Genomic DNA, 17,029 nt, shown 5'->3' with positions numbered 1-17,029 from the left:
GGCCTAGCTCTTCGCGTTGATCAATTTTAAGAGCCGTTCCTGGCTGACCGCGTAGGACAGCGCCATATCTTTGGAAATGAGCCCTTTTTGGAGGAGCTGGAAGATGGAGTTGTCCATCGTTTCCATGCCGAGTTTGCCGCCCAATTCGATCATCGTGTAGATGTCCTGGGTCGCTCCCTTGCGAATGATATTGCGGATGGCTGAAGTGGCGATCAACAGCTCAAAGGCGCCGACCAACCCGCCGCCGTCTTGGCGCGGGATCAACTGCTGGGAAAGGATACCCTGGAGGGTCATCGAGAGCTGGGTCCTGACCTGGCCCTGCTGGTGGGGCGGGAAGACGTCGATCATCCGGTCGATGCTCTGGACAGCGTCCTGGGTGTGCAGGGTCGAAATGACCAAGTGGCCGGTCTCGGCGGCGGTGATCGCCATCTGGATAGATTCCAGGTCGCGCATTTCGCCGACCAGGATGACGTCGGGGATCTGGCGGAGGACGCGCTTGAGCCCTTCGCCGAACGAAGCGGTGTCAAACCCGACTTCGCGTTGTTCAATGATCGAGAGCTTCGGGGTGTGGACAAACTCGATCGGGTCCTCGATCGTGATGATGTGGCAGGCGCGGGTCGAGTTGATCAGATCGATCATGGCCGCCTGGGTGGTTGATTTACCGCAGCCGGTCGGGCCGGTGATCAGGACCAGTCCGCGGCCCAGTTCGGTAAAATCATTAGCGGCCTTGGGGAGGTGCAGTTCTTCGAGCGTCGGGATCTTTTTCGGGACGAGGCGGATAGTCGCGCCGATCGAGCCGAGCTGAAAGTGAAGATTGATCCTGTAGCGGCTCTGCTCGTCCTCGTAAGAGGTATCGAGCTCCTTGACCTGCTTGAATTCTTCCATTTCTTCCGGCCGGATGATCGGGGTGATCAGCGCCTCGACTTCGGCCGGAGTCAGCGGCCGGTCTTCTATTTTGACCAGGGCATTATTGATCCGGAGACAGGCGGGGTTGCCCGCGGCCAGCAGCAGATCAGAGGCTTTGGCTTTGTTGAGTTCGAGCAGAAGGTTTTTAATGTCCATTTTTCACCTTTTTGACTTTACCCAACGGCTACTATATAATTTCCGTACCCCAATGTCAAGGTTAACGCTTTAGTGATCTATTTCTGGTTCGTCTGCGGCGCTGTCGTCGGCAGTTTCCTTAACGTGTGTATCCATCGTCTCCCCCAGGGCGAGTCGCTTGCTTTTCCCCCCTCGCATTGCCCGGCCTGCCAAAACCGGCTGGCGCCGTTCGACCTGGTCCCCTTGTTCAGTTATCTCTGGTTGGGAGGTAACTGCCGCTATTGCCGGGCGCCGATCTCCCGGCGCTATCCGCTGGTCGAGGGGCTGACCGCGGCCGGTTTCGCCTTTGCTTTTAGCCTGACCGGGCCGAATTATCCGCAACTGCTTTTCCAATTCGTTTTCCTGTCGGTCATGATCGTGATCTTTTTTATCGACCTGGAAACGCAATTGATCCCCGACTCGGCCATCCTGACCGCGGCGGCCGCCGGCTTGTTGTACCATCTCTGGCTCGGTTTCCCCTGGCCATTCTTATCCTCGTTGCTTGGTCTGGGGGGTGGTTACTTACTCCTTTTTTTGATCGGTTGGCTGGGCAAGCTGTACTATCGGAAAGAGGTGCTGGGAGAAGGGGACCCCTTACTGGCGGCCGCCCTGGGTGCCGGGCTTGGTTGGGTTGGCGGTTTGCTGGCTATTTTTCTCGGTTATTTTATGGCCGCAGTCGTCCTCACTCTCCTGCTGGCGGCGCGGCGAGTTAAAATGGGCCAGTATGTCGCTTTTGGCCCGGCGCTAGCTGCCGGGGGGGTGGTCGCCCTCTTCTTTGGCCCGGCGATCATCAACTGGTATCTCGGTTTTTTATTATGAAAAGGCTTGGTTGGCTCCTGTTCGGTTTACTGGTCGCCTACTTTATTTTTCTCATCCGTCAGGATATAATTGACCAGCTGGAGTTGAAAAAGGTAGAGGGGCGCCTGGCTCGGGCGGTCAGCGCGGAAGAGGCCAAAGCCGGCGAATTGGCCGACCGGCTGACCAGGCTCAAGGGTGATGACTTGATCGAAGAACTGGCCAGGACCCGTCTCGGCTTGATCAAACAGGGTGAAACAGCCTACAAGGTCGTAAAATAAATGACTAATGACGAATTACTAATGACTAATGAAGGATTTTTTAATCCGGATTTTAATTAAATACCACCATTAGTCATTAGACATTAGTCATTTTCCGAATAGGGGGTGAATTTTTTTTGCCGATAGAAATAAATCAGGAGATCGAAGGGAAGGTGACCAACATCACCAAATTCGGCGCTTTTATCGAGCTGCCGGAGAGCAAGGTGGGACTGGTCCATATTTCCCAGATCGCCGAAGGTTATGTCACAGATATTACCAAGCATCTCGTGCTTGGCCAGGTTGTCAAGGTCCGGATCATCGGAGTAACGAAGGACGGGAAGTTCGACTTATCCATTAAACAGGTTGGCAAGCCAGTCTGGCAGTACCGGCCGAAACGCACTGCCCGGGACGATTCCAATAAACCGGCGCCGGGAAGTTTTGAGGACAAGATCACTAATTTCCTGAAGCAGAGTGAAGAGAAATTAGTCGATTTCAAGCGAAACCTCGAAGTGAAACAGACGGGGAAGAAGAAGAAGAAACCGCGAGCTTAATTGGTGCCTGGGTGCCCGCCACTGTCGGTTAATCCGACGGGCGGGTAAAGCGGAATTGGTAGATTTACCCGCCGAAGGCGGGCGCAAGGGACATAAGCTTTTTTTCGGTTGGGGTTGGGGGTGATTTGGGATGTATTATGTTTATATTCTTCAAAGCTTGAAGGACAATAACCTTTATATTGGGATGACAGCCAATTTGGAGGGAAGAATTAAAAAACATAATGCTGGTGGCGTGCAATCGACTAAAAGTCGGGCCCCCTTGAAATTGCTTTATCATGAGATGTTTCCAACACGGGATGAGGCAAGAAAAAGGGAGAAATTCTTTAAAACTGGGATTGGCCGCGAGACAATTGTATTATTGTTAAATAAGTAACGCCGCGGTGCCCGCCAACAGCCTCTAGGCTGGTGGGCGGGTAAAGCGGAATTGGTAGCCCATCCTTAGTGCCGCGGTGGCGGAATTGGTAGACGCAAGGGACTTAAAATCCCTCGGCCGAATAAGCCATGCCGGTTCGATTCCGGCCCGCGGCATTCTTTAGACCATGCCGGCTTGCCCGCCGAAGGCGGGTTCGATTCCGGCCCCAGGCATATTTAAGGCAGCAGCGCGGGTTTGACCTGGAGGATGGCCGCGGCTTTTTCCTTGTCCTGGCGGGTATCGCGCAACACTTTTTCCACGTAAGCCTTCTCGAACAGCGCCAGGTAATCGGCTCCGTAGGGGACGCTCCCCGACAGCAAAAAGTCGATCGGCAACTCTTCCGCGGTGATCGGTCCGGACTGGACGGTCAGGACCAGCCTCTCCAGGGTCGCTGCCAGCTCGGCCAGGTTCCCCGGCCAGGGATAATTGGAAAAGAGCTCTTCGACTTCCGGCGTTAATTTCTCGATCTCCTTGCCGTAGCGGTCGTTGAATTTGGCCAAGTAATGATTGATCAGTAAAGGGAGGTCGGAGAGCCGTTCGCGCAACGGCGGCAAAGTGATGACCCCTTCGCCAAAGTAGTCGTAGAGCTCCCGCCCGCTTTCGGCCAGAGCGGGCCGGCTGCTGCCACCGATCAGTCTCACTTCGACCTCTTGTCCGGCAAAGATATTTTCCGGCAGGTTCTCAACGTGGTCCAGGAAGAGCGTGCCGCCTCTGGTCCCGTCGAGCCAGCCGCCCATTTTTTTCAGGTCGATGATGGTCGTCCCGCGTCCCTCGCCGAAAAATTTCGCTTTGGCGGCGGCCGGTGAGAGCCCGGCGGGGAGGGCGAGGGGGAAGAAGGGCCGGTCGGCCCGGGGGCTCCCTTCATGGAGGAGGGTGGCGACTGTCTCTTTTTCCGTACCCGGCTCGCCCAGCACTAAAACGCGCAGCTCTTTGCGACTCAACTCCTTGATCTGTTGGCGGACCCGCTGCAGGTTGTCGCTCTGGCCGATCAGGGTGGCTTTCCGTCCGTGGTTCTCGGCCTGGATCTCCGCCCCTTCGACCAGCAGGGCCTTGCGCCGCAAGACCCCGGCGGTCATTTTGAGGATGGTAGAGACGTCGAATGGCTTGATGAGGTAATCGCGGGCGCCGGCTTTGATCGCTTCGCTCGCTTTTTGGACTTCGTTGACCGCGGTGACCATGACCACGCTGACCGAGGGGTCGAGCGCCTTGATCCGGCGGAGGGTCTCCAGCCCGTCCATCCCCGGCATCCGGACATCAAGGAAGACCAGGTCGATCTGCTGGTCGGCCACCTGCTTGAGCGCCACTTCACCGGAAGCGGCGGTGACCAGCTGATATTTACCTTCCAGGATCAGGGTAAAAGATTCACGGATTGACAGCTCGTCATCGACGATCAGGATCTTATTCATTGGCGAATCGTCCGATGATGACCAGCGCCTGTTTGCGCAGCTGGGCATCGCTCATGATCGCCCGGGTGATCGTTTCGACCATCGGCCGGGCCCCCTTGGCGGTAACCAACGAGGCGCCGAACTCGGCGGCCAGGGCCATCCGGACCATCTTGGTGATCGCGGCTTCGATCGTGTCGCCGGCCTTGATCTCTCGGGCCAGCCCTTTCTCGAATAACTCCAGTTTTTTCAGCTCTTTCTGGTCCGGAGCCTCGTCCATTTCCCGGCCGAACAATAGCGGCAAGATATCCCCGCCCGGTGTCCATTTTTCTGGTCTGATCTCTGTCTTCATTGTTAGCTCACCTCCGCTGGTAATGAAGCAATCTTATTACCAGCCCTAAAGGGCTAATTTAGCACAGGTGCGAGGGCAATTCAACCGGAGTCTGCACTACCGGAAGTGCAGTTCAGGGGAGGGGTTACAGTTTGAGCTTTTTTTCCAGGTTGCGCAGGGTGTTGCGGTGGATGCCGAGTTGTTTAGCCGTGTCACCCTTGTTGCCACCGGCCTTTTCGAGCGCCTGTTTGATGAATTCTGATTCAAATTTCTTGAGGGCAGAGTTAAGCCGGACCTCATTCGCCCCCGGGAGGCAGGCGAGCTCACCCCGGATCTCCGGCGGGAGCTTTTCGCTCCCGATCTGGCCGCTCTTAGTCAGGACGACCAGGCGCTCGACCAGGTTCTCCAACTCCCGGACATTCCCCGGCCAGTCATAAGCGGCGAGCAGGGCGAGGGTCTCCTTACGGAAACCTGGCAGTTTCCTGGCGAATTCCCGGTTATACTTGCGCAGGAAATGTTCGGCCAGCAGGCCGATATCTTCCCGCCGTTCGCGCAGCGGCGGCAGGACGATCGGGATAACGTTGATGCGGTAGAAGAGATCTTCACGGAACCGGCGCTGCTTTATCTCTTCGCGCAGGTTGGCGTTGGAAGCGGCGATGATCCGGACATCGACCGGTATCGGCCGGCTGCCGCCGAGCCGCTCGAGCTCTTTCTCCTGGATGACGCGGAGTATCTTGGCCTGCATGGGAAGGGGGAGACTGCCGATCTCATCGAGGAAGATCGTTCCGCCGCTCGCGATCTCGAACTTGCCGATCTGGCGTTCGACTGCCCCGGTGAACGACCCTTTTTCGTGGCCGAACAGTTCCGATTCGAGCAGGTTTTCCGGGATGGCCGCGCAGTTGAGGGCGACGAAAAGCTTGGCCTGCCGCGGGCTTCGGTTGTGGATGGCGCGGGCGACCAGCTCCTTGCCGGTCCCCGATTCCCCGGTGATCAGGACGGTGGCGTTGCTATTAGCGACGTCGCCGATCACCCGGAAGACCTCGCGAATGGCCTGGCTTTTGCCGACGATCCGCTCGAACTGGTAATCGGACTCGATCAGCCGTTTGAGGGAGACGTTTTCCTTGGAGAGAGCGCGTTTCTCGATGATCTTCTCGACCTGTTCGGTCAGCGCCCCGATGTCGAACGGCTTGGTGAGGTAGTCGTAGGCGCCGGCGTGGATCGCTTCCACCGCCCGGCCGACGGTGATGACCGCGGTGACCATGATCACTTCGATCGAGTCGTCGATCCCTTTGATGAGGCGGAGGACCTCCAGGCCGTCGATCTCGGGGAGGCGGATGTCGAGGAGTACCAGATCGATAGTGTGTTGTTTGACCAGCTTGATGGCGTCGCGCCCGTTCTCGGCCAGCAATACTTCATAGCGGTCCCGCAGCAGCATATGCATGGAATCGCGCATGCTCTTTTCGTCGTCGACCACCAAGATCTTCGGCCGGGTATTCATCATCATTTTTGTTTGCTTCTTTCCGCCGCGTTCGGTATCTTTAGCTCTTGGCGGTAGTAAGCCGTGGTGCGACGGTCGATCCGGGCCCCTCGGGTCAGTAATACTTTCGTCACCGCTTCATCCGACAGCGGCTGCGCCTTGTCCTCCCCGGCGATCACTTCGCTGAGCAGTGCCTTGAGCCGGGCGACCGTCAACCCTTTTGGCCCCCGCGGGCAGAGGAACCTTAAGGGGAACAACCCTTGCGGCGTCTGCACATATTTCCCGGATACTGTCCGCGAGATCGTCGACGGGTGGAGACCGAACTCTTCCGCCAGAGACTTTTGGGTGAGAGGCCGCAACCAAGCCGCCCCTTTGGCCAAAAACTCCGGTTGGGAGTCAATTATCTTTCGAGCGATCTTTTCCAGAGTTTCACTTCTTTTTGCGAAATCCTCCATCAGCTCCCGGGCCCTTTTCAGCTTGGCCTGGAGGTACTCCCTGGTCTTGGCGTCCGTCTTTGGGTCGTCCAGTAGTTTGAGGTAGTGGGGGGATAGTTTCACGATCGGTCCATAGCGTTTTTCCAAATTAACGACGGCAAATCCTTTAGCTGTCGCCTCGACCGCGAAAGAGGGGATAACGTGGCAGGTCGCCTGGCCGAACGAAGCGCCCGGGTAGGGGTTGAGGTTGTTCTTGATGTAGTTAATGATCTCTGCCGCGCCGCTTTCCGGGACCCCCAGGCTGGCGGCGAGCTTTTTGGCGTCTTGCGAATCGACCGCCTCCAGGTGGTGGGTCACGACCTCCGTCAAGATCTTCTCCAGCTCCTCGTTCTCAAAATCATAGGCCTCGATCTGGAGGAGGAGGCATTCTTGCAGGTCGCGGGCGCCGACCCCTTCCGGCTCGAACCCCTGGACGATCTTCAAGACCTTGTCGACTGTCGGGCGGGAGACGTCGAATTGAGCCATGATCTTGTCGCGCAGCCGGGGATAGGCGAGGAGGTAGCCGTGGTCGTCGATGTTGCCGATCATCTCGCGGGCGATCTCTTTCTGTTTGGTTTCCAAGTCGGCCATCTCCAGTTGGTCGAGGAGGTGGGCTTCCAGGGTCTTTTCGGTCTGGCCGATGTTTTTCAAACCGGGGAGATCGTTGAAGTCGGCCTCCTGCTTGATCTTGCGGTCGGAGGTGAGAAAACGGAGAAATTCGACGTATTCATCCTGCCGTTCAACGTCGAGCAGGACGTTCTCTTCGGCTTCCCGGGAGACCGCCTCGACCGCTTCCAAATAGGGGAGGCTAAGGACCTTCAGCATCTGGATCAAGCGCGGGGCGAGCAGCAGCTCGAGCGTTTGTTTCAGTTCAGCTTGTAGCCGAAGTTCGACCATGCTATAATTATATCACGCATCGCGCCTAGTGGCGTAACGCGGGGTGGAGCAGTCTGGTAGCTCGTCAGGCTCAATTTGGGCGCTTCAGCTGGGAACGGCTGATGAGATTACCCGTCAAATTCGGTGAAGCCTTAAGCCGTTGCAAAACGGAATGGTAACGCCGAGCCAAGCTCCGATGAAAATCGGAGAAGGTGTAGAGACTAGACGGCGGGATCCCCAAAAGGGATAAGGCATAGTCCAGATCACAAATCCCGAATAATATCGGGAGCGGTGAAAACCGCAGAGATAAGCATAACCTGAAGGTCGCAGGTTCAAATCCTGCCCCCGCTATTTTTTTGTAGAGTTGTAACCTATTTTATTCCATGGATACAAAACTAAAAGCAGATATTGCGGAATCCGCGGTGGTGACTGAACTACTCCGGCGAGGCTTCAGGGTATTACATCCTGTTGGAGATCGTCTCCCCTATGATGTGGCCATTGACCTGAATGGCAAACTTCTCCGTATCCAAATTAAAAGCGCGTGGCCTGTTCGTGCCAAGGATTATTTTGCGGTCGATGTGCGCAGGACTAAAACGAACCGGAGAGTAATGCGGCGCGAACGTTACACCGCTGACGATTTTGACTTTGCGATCTTATATGTTGACGAAGGCGAAGTATATTATATTATGCCCGCGGCAGTTTTCAACAGTTATGGCAGTACGATCAGTCTGGTCGAGACGAAAAAAAGACAACGCCAACCTCAAGCTAGCAAATATCGGGAACGCTGGGACTTGTTGTCTGTATAGGGTAGTTTGAAGGCTACAATTTCCAGAACCCAATTTCCAGCCTAAAAAATCAAGAAGCACTAGTATTTGAGATGCTTGAAGGAACAACACAATAAAAAGGAGAAAACTAACGACTATTAATGACAGAGATAGGAGGTGGGCGTGTGATTCATGAATCTTCGTATTGGAAAGACGATCTACTTAAAATTGCCAAAAATCTAAAGAAAAGAAGGCAACAAAAACGGTTTTCTGAAAGGTCTCTAGCCAACATTGAAAAAGAGATGTTTTTTTCGTTTTTTGTGATTAGGAAGCTTATTGAATCTAAAAAGATTGCTGATTCAACAACAGACAGTAAAATTATTGTTTATACTTACCGCTCAAAAGGAAAAGGGGTAACATATTATAACCGGCATAAAATTGAGGAATTGTATAACTTGGATGATGCTGTACGAGAAACTTATAAAGTCAAAAATGTATGTAATTTGTTTATGCACAGCTATGTGTTTATCTTATGGTTTGAGGAATCGGGAGGGCTAGGCGGTGTAATTTTGTCATCGGATTTCTGTAAAAATAACAAGCTATATAATGTTGGGGTAGGCGAAATAATAAAGCTCTTGAATAAGGTTGGCAATGACTACCCAAGCAAGGTTCATGCTATTTATCTTGAAGACAAGAAGGATTATATTGTTAGTTTGAGATGAACTTGTATTGGGAATCGCTCTAATTCATAATTGCATAGCCAATGGAGGAGGGCCATCATGGATAAAACAGAAATACTTTGGAAGCAATACTCTCAAAATGTTGATCTATTTAAATTTTATATGAAGCTTGTGCTTGAATTGAATGTCTTTTACTATGCTGTCACAGGGGCGATTTTTTCTTTTTACTTTGCCAACCATAAAATTACAAATATTCAATACTCTTTGATGCTTCCTTTGTTCATGAGCCTTGCCTTTGCAGGTTTCTTTTTTTATGGAGCACATCTTATGAAGTGTATACGACAAGAAGTTTTTGACATTAGGGATAACTTAGGGCTTAAAGTTGCGCCAGATGTTGGAGTGTTATCTTTGCTGCTCAGAATATTTGCGGTATTGTTTATTATAGTTGCTATCGTGTGTGTTTATATCGTTTTCTTCGTCAAGTAGCCGTCAATAAGGGAGCGAATTACTATGATTAAAGACTATAGGACAAAATCTTTTATAGATAAATACAATAGCGCACTATCTGTTTTGGGCAGGGGAACAATCCAAGACGTCGTTTCTCTTAAGATAAGGGAACATTGTGTGAACAGCTCCGAATATAATAATTTCATAAATCATGTAACGAGAGAATCGGGGTTAAATGTTTCGAGAATTAATGGGCAATTCCTGGGGAATGCTCATGTTATCTCCGATAATAACAACAATGTTCTTGTTTTTGTTGAACATGAAACTGGTCCTGAAATATTAGTAAATATATTATATGTCTCTGGTCTAATCGGCTTGATACGGCAAATAATGCAAGCCTGGGGCTTTGTTAATAGGAGGTTCATGCATAGGCATCGTCATGAATTTGATGGGGATGTTGAAGTGAGGAAATTTGACAAGAAAAATCGGTTAATTGAAGAACATGTGAACGACCATCAAGCTTTTATTCTTAAACTGATTCTCGATGAGAATGCCAGCCTTGCTGCTAAAGTAGCTGTGCTCGAAGATAAATTAAGTAAAATAGTATCCAGATTAACAACCTCAAAGAAAAGAAGAAAAAAATAGGTGCTTCTCACATTGCGATTTCTTCCCTTTTGCCAATCTTAGATATAAAAACTTAAGCATTTGAAGTTTGGTATTTCGGATTTCTGATTTGTTTGGATGTTTGAAGTTTGAGGTTGGAAGTTTTATAATGGTTTATGCCTCGCCAACACCACTTTAAGCCAAAGCCCAAGAAAGACACCAGCTGGAACAAGGTTTCGTCCTGGTATGACCGGCTGGTGGGAGAGAAAGGGTCGGACTACCACCAGAACGTGATCATCCCCGGCGCGCTCGCTATGCTCGATCCCCAAAAAGGTGAAAAAATCCTCGATGTCGCTTGCGGCCAGGGGGTGTTCGCCCGTAGGTTGCGGGAAAAAGGGGCAGACGTTACAGGTATTGATACGGCCAAAGGATTGATTAAGGCCGCCCAAAAGCGTTCGTCTGACATCAAATATTTAACGGCTGACGCGACCGATCTGAAAATCTTCCCGGCCGGGAGCTTTGACGCGGTCAGCTGTATCATGGCGATCATGAATATCGACCCGCTCGAGGCCGCGATCAAAGAGATGGGACGGGTGTTGAAAAAAGAGGGGCGGCTGTTGCTCGTCTTGAACCACCCCTGTTTCCGGGTCCCCAAGCAAAGCAGTTGGGTGGTCGATCTAGAGAAAAAGGCGCAGTTCCGGCGGATCGATAGTTATATGTCCGCCCAGAAAGTCCCGATCAAGATGCATCCGGGTTACGATCCAAGCATCGAGACCTGGACTTTCCATCGACCGCTTTCCAGATATTTTAAAACCCTGGCGGAGAATGGGCTGGTCGTCGATCAGCTGGAAGAGTGGGTTTCGCACCGTAAAAGCATCCCTGGTCCGATGAAAAAAGCGGAAGACCAAATTAGGGGAGAGATCCCGCTGTTCCTGGCTCTGGCCGCGATCAAGCTATTTGCTTAATCTTCGTATTAGACTTTTCAGTTCTGTGGACATCTCTTTCGGCAGGTCTTTGCCGAAGCTGTCAAAGAATTCCTGGACCGAGGCGGCTTCTTCTTTCCAGTCCTGCTTGCTGATCGCCAGCAGTTTGTTCATGTTCTCCCGCGGGATCCGCAGGCCGGTCAGGTCGATGTCGTTCTCGTGCGGCAGGTAGCCGATCGGCGTTTTGACCGCCTCCACCTCGTGCTTACAGCGGCTGATGATCCATTCCAGGACGCGGAGGTTCTCGCCAAAACCGGGCCAGAGGAAATGGCCCTCATCATCTTTGCGGAACCAGTTGACGTTGAAGATCTTCGGCGGCGCGGCCATCTTTTCCCCCATGGCCAGCCAATGTTTGAAGTAATCTCCCATGTTGTAACCGCAGAAGGGGAGCATCGCCATCGGATCGCGGCGCACTTCACCTTGTTTGCCAAATTGGGCGGCGGTCCGTTCCGAGGCCATCGTGGCGCCGACAAAAACACCATGCTGCCAGTCAAATGACTCATAGACCAGCGGGGCGAGCCGGGCGCGGCGGCCGCCAAAAATTATCGCCGAGATCGGCACGCCGTGATGATGTTCCAGCCGGTTGGTGATTGACGGGACGTTCTGGATCGGCACGGTGAAGCGGGCGTTGGGATGCGCGGCCAGGACGGGGGCGCGCATTTCGTCTACCTGACCCGGTTTCCAAGGCAGGCCCTGCCAGTTGATCCCGTCGGTCGGGACCGGCGGATCGCCCCCTTCCCACCAGACAGTTTTATCTTTCTTTAACAGGACGTTGGTGTAGATCGTGTTCTTCCGGATGGCGGCCATGATGTTCGGATTGGTCTTGGTGTTGGTCCCCGGGGCGACGCCGAACAGGCCATATTCGGGGTTGACCGCCCATAGTTTGCCGTCGGTATCGATCCGCATCCAGGCGATATCATCGCCCACTGTCCAGATCCGGTATCCTTTCCGTTTCAACCCTTCCGGCGGCAGGAGCATCGCTAGATTTGTCTTGCCGCAGGCGGAGGGAAAAGCAGCGGCGATGTAAGAGACAAAACCGGACGGGTCTTCAACTCCCATGATCAGCATATGTTCGGCCAGCCAACCCTCTTTTTGTCCCAGGTAACTGCCGATCCGCAAAGAGAGGCATTTCTTACCGAGGAGTACGTTGCCGCCATAACCGGAGCCGACGCTCCAGATAGTGTTATCCTCCGGAAAGTGGAGGATCAGCCGCCGGTCAACGTCGAGGTCTGCTTTGCTGTGGAGGCAGCGGGTAAAATTGCCGTTGGTCTTTTCCAGTTGCTGGAGGACCGCTTTCCCCATCCGGGTCATGATCTGCATATTGAGGACGACGTAGATGCTGTCGGTCAGTTCGACGCCGATCTTGCTGAAGGGGGAACCGACCGGCCCCATCGAGAAAGGGATAACGTACATGGTCCGACCGCGCATTGAGCTCTTGAATATCTCGCCGGCGCGCTTGTAACCGTCCGCCGGTGACAGCCAGTTATTGGTCGGCCCAGCGTCCCGTTTACTGCTGGTGCAGATGAAGGTCAGATGTTCGGTCCGGGCGACATCGTTTTGGGCGGTCCGATGATAGGTGCAGCCGGGGAGCTTTTTCTGGTTAAGCCGGATCAGTTCGCCGCTCTTGACGGCCTCTTTTTCCAGGCGGACCTTTTCCGGTTCCGACCCGTCGCACCAGACGATCCGGTCGGGCTTGCATAATTCGGCGCATTCCTTGACCCAGCGGGTCAGTTCCTTGTGTTTGGTCGACATAACGACTCGATTATATCACATTGCAACTTTTCTGCCAATTTAGTATAATCTATAGGCCATGAAGCTCCTCGCCCAAAAACGTGAAGGGAACCTGGTCACCCTCGAGGTCGAGGTGGAGTATTCCCTTTTCCAAAAAAGCTTTGCCGGAGCGCTCCTCCAGGCCGGTAAAGAGGTTAAGCTTCCCGGTTTCCGGCCGGGGAAGGCCCCCCAGGAAATGATCGAGCGGGCGCTCAACCGCGAGTATGTTTCGCATCTGGCGGCCCAGGACCTGATCGCCGAGCTCTATCCCCAGTTGATCGACCTGGCTAAGATCGATCCGGTCGATTACCCAAACATAGAAGTCGTCCAGCAGGCGGAGGGTAAGCCTTTTATTTTTAAAGCGAAGGTCGAGGTCTATCCCATGGCCAAGCTGGGCAATTATAAAGGGCTCAAGTTGACCAAACACCCGACGACCGTGACCGAAAATGAGGTCGTCCATATGCTCGGTCACCTGCAAGAGCGCTTTGCCGCGGTCAAGGCCGAGGGTGAGAAAGAGTTGTTCCCCTTAGACGATGAATTCGCCAAAAAGGTCAGCCGGTTCGGCACGCTGGCGGAACTGAAAGCCGAACTGCAAAATTCGATGCTGGCGGAGAAGAAAGCGTCGGCCGAAGCCGATCTCAAGAACCAGGCGATCACGGCCGTTGGCGGGGCGGCCGAAATTGACCTTCCCGGGGCGATGATCGAGCGGGAGGTCGAAGTCATGCTCGATGAACTCCGCTCTTCCCTGGCCCAGAGCGGCCTGACCCTGGAAGATTACCTCAAAGGGGCCAAGAAAGACGGGACCGCCCTCCATCAGGAGATGAAACCGGCGGCGGAAGCGCGGGTCAGGGGGAAAGTTGTCCTGAAAACGATCGCGGAGACGGAGCAGCTGCAAATTTCCGACGAGGAATACCAGGCGGAGATCAAAGCCATGGCTGACACGAGCGGTGAAAAGAGCGAAGAGATTATGGCGCGGGTCGGCCCGGAAGGGCGCAGTTTCATGACCGATTATCTTTTAAGGCAAAAAGCCCTCAACTTCATTATTGAGAAGGCGAACATCAAGCAAGAGGAGGCCAAGGCATGATCGAAAAAACACAGCTTATCCCGATGGTGGTCGAGCAGTCGCCCCGCGGCGAGCGGGCTTACGATATCTATTCCCGGCTGCTCAAAGAGCGGATCCTCTTTGTCGGCGGGCCGGTCGACGATGACGTGGCCAACCTGATCATTGCCCAGCTTCTTTTCCTGGTGGCCGAGGATTCGGCCAAGGATATCAATGTCTATATCAATTCTCCGGGCGGGGTGGTGACCGCCGGCATGGCGATCTACGATACCATGCAATACATCAAAGCGCCGATCTCGACGATCTGTATCGGCCAGGCGGCCAGCATGGGGGCGCTCCTCCTGGCGGCCGGAGATAAGGGGAAACGGTTTGCCTTGCCGAACGCCCGGATCATGATCCATCAGCCGCTCGGCGGGGCGCAGGGGCAGGCGACCGATATCGAGATCCAGACCCAGGAGATCTTGCGGATGAAAAGATTGCTCAATGAGATCCTGGCCAAGCATACCGGCCAAACACTGGCCAAGGTGGAAAAGGATACCGACCGTGACTTTTACATGAGCGCCGAGGAAGCGGTCAAATACGGCCTGATCGACCTGGTCATCACCTCCCTGAAAGAAAAACCGGGCGAAAAGAAGAAGTAATGCCCGAACAGAAACCCGACAAGAACAAGCAAGGTAAGCTTGGCGAATGGCGGGAAGAGCTGCCGCTGATCCCCCTGCGCAACATGGTCGTATTTCCCCAGATGATCGTCCCGCTGTTCATCGGCCGCAGCAAGTCGATCAAGGCGCTGGAAGATACCCTGGCCAAAGAGAAGCTGGTCGTCTTTTCCTCCCAGAAGAACGAAGAGGTCGAAGAGCCGGGGCCGAAGGACCTCTGCACGATCGGCACACTGGCCGAGATCGTCCAGATGCTGGCGCTCCCCGACGGGACGACCAAGGTGTTGGTCGAAGGGCTCTGCCGGGTCCGCATAGAGAAGTTCACCCAGGAAGCTCCTTATTACCGCGTGGCGATCTCGCGTGTCCCCGAGCCGGAGGAGTTCTCGGCCGAGGCCGAAGCGCTGGTCCGCTCGCTGGTCAAGCAGTTCGAGCAATATGTCAAGCTGAACCGCCGCATCCCCTCTGAAACGCTGATGTCGATCATCAATGTCGACCACCCCGGCCGGCTGGCCGACCTGATCTCTTCTTACCTGACCCTGAAGGTCGACGAGAAACAGGAGATATTGGAAGCCCTGGCGGTCGAGAAACGGCTGAAAAAACTGTCCGATATCCTGGCCAAAGAGATCGAGGTCTTGAACGTCGAGAAGACCCTGCAGGGGAAGGTCCGCAAACAGATCGAGAAGGTCCAGAAAGAATATTACCTCAAGGAAAAGATGCGGGCCATCCAGGAAGAGCTGGGCGAAGAGGACGAGGGGGCCCAACCGGAGCTGGCCGAGTACCGCAAAAAGATCGAAGCGGCCAAACTGCCGCCGGAGATCAAGGCCCGGGCCGAGAAAGAGCTGGAACGGCTCAACCAGATGCCGCCGATGGTCTCGGAAGCGTCGGTCATCCGCACCTATCTTGACTGGCTGGTCGAACTCCCCTGGAAAAAGAAGAGCAAAAGCAAACTGGATATCACCGAGGTCGAGAAGATCTTGAACGCCGAACATTTTGGCCTGGACAAGGTCAAGGAGCGGATCCTCGAATATTTTGCCGTTCTTCAGCTGACCGGCAAGATGGGGGGGACGATCCTTTGCCTGGTCGGCCCGCCCGGCGTCGGCAAGACCTCGGTCGCCCGTTCGATCGCCACGGCGATGGGGCGCAAGTTCACCCGGGTGTCGCTTGGCGGTATCCGCGACGAGGCGGAAGTCCGCGGGCACCGGCGGACCTATGTCGGTTCTCTCCCCGGCCGCGTCATCCAATCGATCCACAAGGTCGGGGTCAATAACCCGGTCTTCCTGCTCGATGAGATCGACAAGATGGGGACCGATTTTCGCGGCGACCCGGCTTCGGCCATGCTGGAAGTGCTCGACCCGGAAATGAACAAAGAATTTTCCGACCATTACCTGGAAGTGCCGTTCGACCTCTCCGACGTCTTTTTCATTACTACCGCCAATACGCGCGAGCCGATCCCCCGGCCGCTCCAGGACCGGATGGAGATCATTGAGATGTCGGGTTACACCGAAGAGGAAAAGATCGGCATCGCTAAAGGCTATCTGCTCCCCCGGGAGATCGAGAAACACGGTTTGAAGAAAGCGAAGATCGAGTTCGAAGAAGGGGCGCTGCAGGCCTTGGTACGCGAATATACCCGGGAAGCCGGGGTACGTAACCTGGAACGCGAGATCGCCACGATCTTGCGCAAGATCGCCACCCGGACCGTCCGGGAAAAAGAGGAAAAGAAGACCGTCATCCGGGCGGCCGACCTTGATGGTTATCTGGGGGCGCCGCACTACCGCTTTGGTTTGGCCGAAGAGGTCGACCAGGTGGGGACGGCGACCGGCCTGGTCTGGACCGAAGTCGGTGGCGATACCGTTCCGATCGAGGTGACCGTCATGCCGGGGCGGGGGGCGCTGACCCTGACCGGCCAACTGGGAGACGTCATGCAGGAATCGGCCAAAGCGGCGATGAGCTTTGTCCGCTCCCGGGCCAAGGAGCTAGGCCTCGACGAAAATTTCTACCGCAAGCTCGACATCCATCTTCATGTCCCGGAAGGAGCGGTCCCCAAAGATGGCCCCTCCGCCGGTATCACGATCGCTACAGCGCTGACTTCGGCTTTGACCGGCATCCCGGTCAGGCGTGATATTGCCATGACCGGCGAGATCACCCTGCGCGGCAAGATCTTGCCGATCGGCGGCCTCAAGGAGAAATTGCTGGCGGCCAAGAGGGCCGGCGTGAAAAGTGTTATAATTCCCAAAGAGAACAAGAAAGATCTGGAGGAGATCCGCAAGGAGATCCCGGCCGATCTGACGATCCACCTGGCGAAAGAGATGCCTGAAGTATTGGCGCTCGCCCTGGCCGGGAAGATCGGTGGGAAGGCGAAGTCCAAGCCGATAAAATATCTGCCGGGGACGGAAACGCCCCCCATGTACGCCTGAACTTAGGAGGATGGT

The 17,029-nt window shown here is 54.5% G+C and carries 18 protein-coding genes and 1 tRNA gene; 13 read left to right on the top strand and 6 right to left on the bottom strand.

Translation table 11 applies throughout. The features are described 5' to 3' along the window. Window positions 1-3: 3 nt before the first annotated feature. Window positions 4-1,062, bottom strand: a complete 1,059-nt coding sequence (locus tag WC903_06355) for a PilT/PilU family type 4a pilus ATPase (protein MFA5893555.1) — start codon at window positions 1,060-1,062, stop codon at window positions 4-6. 72 nt (window positions 1,063-1,134) lie between these two features. Here WC903_06355 and WC903_06350 point away from each other — a divergent pair, with 72 nt between their 5' ends. The 5 genes from WC903_06350 (at window position 1,135) to WC903_06330 (ending at window position 3,214) form a co-directional block, all read left to right on the top strand. Then, on the top strand, window positions 1,135-1,899 hold the full coding sequence (locus tag WC903_06350; GenBank protein ID MFA5893554.1) for a prepilin peptidase: 765 nt from the start codon (window positions 1,135-1,137) through the stop codon (window positions 1,897-1,899). Continuing rightward, window positions 1,896-2,156: a septum formation initiator family protein gene (locus WC903_06345; GenBank protein ID MFA5893553.1), complete on the top strand. Its 261-nt coding sequence runs from the start codon at window positions 1,896-1,898 to the stop codon at window positions 2,154-2,156. The genes WC903_06350 and WC903_06345 overlap by 4 nt, the downstream gene beginning before the upstream one ends. Before the next feature lie 116 nt (window positions 2,157-2,272). Then, window positions 2,273-2,686, top strand: a complete 414-nt coding sequence (locus WC903_06340) for a S1 RNA-binding domain-containing protein (GenBank protein MFA5893552.1) — start codon at window positions 2,273-2,275, stop codon at window positions 2,684-2,686. Window positions 2,687-2,816: 130 nt separating this feature from the next. Further along, window positions 2,817-3,059 (top strand): GIY-YIG nuclease family protein, encoded by a 243-nt coding sequence (locus tag WC903_06335; protein MFA5893551.1) that lies wholly within the window; start codon window positions 2,817-2,819, stop codon window positions 3,057-3,059. 70 nt (window positions 3,060-3,129) lie between these two features. Then, window positions 3,130-3,214, top strand: a tRNA-Leu gene (locus tag WC903_06330). Between the two features lie 60 nt (window positions 3,215-3,274). Here the strand turns inward: WC903_06330 and WC903_06325 are convergent. The 4 genes from WC903_06325 to rpoN all read right to left on the bottom strand — a co-directional run bounded on the left by WC903_06325 (window position 3,275) and on the right by rpoN (window position 7,658). Continuing rightward, entirely contained in the window at window positions 3,275-4,504 is a 1,230-nt protein-coding gene (locus WC903_06325; GenBank protein MFA5893550.1) for a sigma-54 dependent transcriptional regulator, read from the bottom strand. After that, a complete protein-coding gene (locus WC903_06320) occupies window positions 4,497-4,832 on the bottom strand; it encodes a hypothetical protein (GenBank protein MFA5893549.1) in 336 nt (111 codons plus the stop codon). Before WC903_06320 ends, WC903_06325 begins: the two co-directional genes overlap by 8 nt. A 124-nt stretch (window positions 4,833-4,956) precedes the next feature. Next, the gene (locus tag WC903_06315) at window positions 4,957-6,315 is read right to left on the bottom strand and encodes a sigma-54 dependent transcriptional regulator (GenBank protein ID MFA5893548.1); all 1,359 of its coding nucleotides are present in this window, start codon (window positions 6,313-6,315) and stop codon (window positions 4,957-4,959) included. Further along, entirely contained in the window at window positions 6,312-7,658 is a 1,347-nt protein-coding gene (rpoN, locus tag WC903_06310; protein ID MFA5893547.1) for an RNA polymerase factor sigma-54, read from the bottom strand. Before rpoN ends, WC903_06315 begins: the two co-directional genes overlap by 4 nt. 362 nt (window positions 7,659-8,020) lie before the next feature. Between rpoN and WC903_06305 the strand changes: the two genes are divergently transcribed. From WC903_06305 to WC903_06285, 5 genes are all read left to right on the top strand, one after another. Next, entirely contained in the window at window positions 8,021-8,443 is a 423-nt protein-coding gene (locus tag WC903_06305; GenBank protein MFA5893546.1) for a group I intron-associated PD-(D/E)XK endonuclease, read from the top strand. A gap of 119 nt (window positions 8,444-8,562) precedes the next feature. Further along, window positions 8,563-9,123, top strand: a complete 561-nt coding sequence (locus WC903_06300; protein MFA5893545.1) for a hypothetical protein — start codon at window positions 8,563-8,565, stop codon at window positions 9,121-9,123. A gap of 57 nt (window positions 9,124-9,180) precedes the next feature. After that, the gene (locus tag WC903_06295) at window positions 9,181-9,567 is read left to right on the top strand and encodes a hypothetical protein (protein ID MFA5893544.1); all 387 of its coding nucleotides are present in this window, start codon (window positions 9,181-9,183) and stop codon (window positions 9,565-9,567) included. A gap of 24 nt (window positions 9,568-9,591) precedes the next feature. Further along, window positions 9,592-10,173, top strand: a complete 582-nt coding sequence (locus tag WC903_06290) for a hypothetical protein (GenBank protein ID MFA5893543.1) — start codon at window positions 9,592-9,594, stop codon at window positions 10,171-10,173. 134 nt (window positions 10,174-10,307) lie between these two features. After that, on the top strand, window positions 10,308-11,096 hold the full coding sequence (locus tag WC903_06285) for a class I SAM-dependent methyltransferase (protein ID MFA5893542.1): 789 nt from the start codon (window positions 10,308-10,310) through the stop codon (window positions 11,094-11,096). Here WC903_06285 and WC903_06280 read toward each other — a convergent pair. After that, entirely contained in the window at window positions 11,085-12,866 is a 1,782-nt protein-coding gene (locus WC903_06280) for a phosphoenolpyruvate carboxykinase (GTP) (protein MFA5893541.1), read from the bottom strand. The genes WC903_06285 and WC903_06280 overlap by 12 nt on opposite strands. Window positions 12,867-12,924: 58 nt before the next feature. On the opposite strand from WC903_06280, the gene WC903_06275 reads away from it, so the two are divergent. The 3 genes from WC903_06275 to lon are packed head-to-tail and all read left to right on the top strand — an operon-like array spanning window position 12,925 to window position 17,014. Then, on the top strand, window positions 12,925-13,968 hold the full coding sequence (locus WC903_06275) for a trigger factor (protein ID MFA5893540.1): 1,044 nt from the start codon (window positions 12,925-12,927) through the stop codon (window positions 13,966-13,968). After that, a complete protein-coding gene (clpP, locus tag WC903_06270) occupies window positions 13,965-14,585 on the top strand; it encodes an ATP-dependent Clp endopeptidase proteolytic subunit ClpP (GenBank protein ID MFA5893539.1) in 621 nt (206 codons plus the stop codon). The genes WC903_06275 and clpP overlap by 4 nt, the downstream gene beginning before the upstream one ends. After that, a complete protein-coding gene (gene lon, locus WC903_06265) occupies window positions 14,585-17,014 on the top strand; it encodes an endopeptidase La (GenBank protein ID MFA5893538.1) in 2,430 nt (809 codons plus the stop codon). The genes clpP and lon overlap by 1 nt, the downstream gene beginning before the upstream one ends. Window positions 17,015-17,029 lie beyond the last annotated feature (15 nt).

The sequence above is a fragment of the Candidatus Margulisiibacteriota bacterium genome (assembly GCA_041658645.1).
Taxonomy (GTDB): domain Bacteria; phylum Margulisbacteria; class WOR-1; order O2-12-FULL-45-9; family XYB2-FULL-48-7; genus JBAZZV01.
This window is presented reverse-complemented; position numbering and strand designations above follow the sequence as displayed.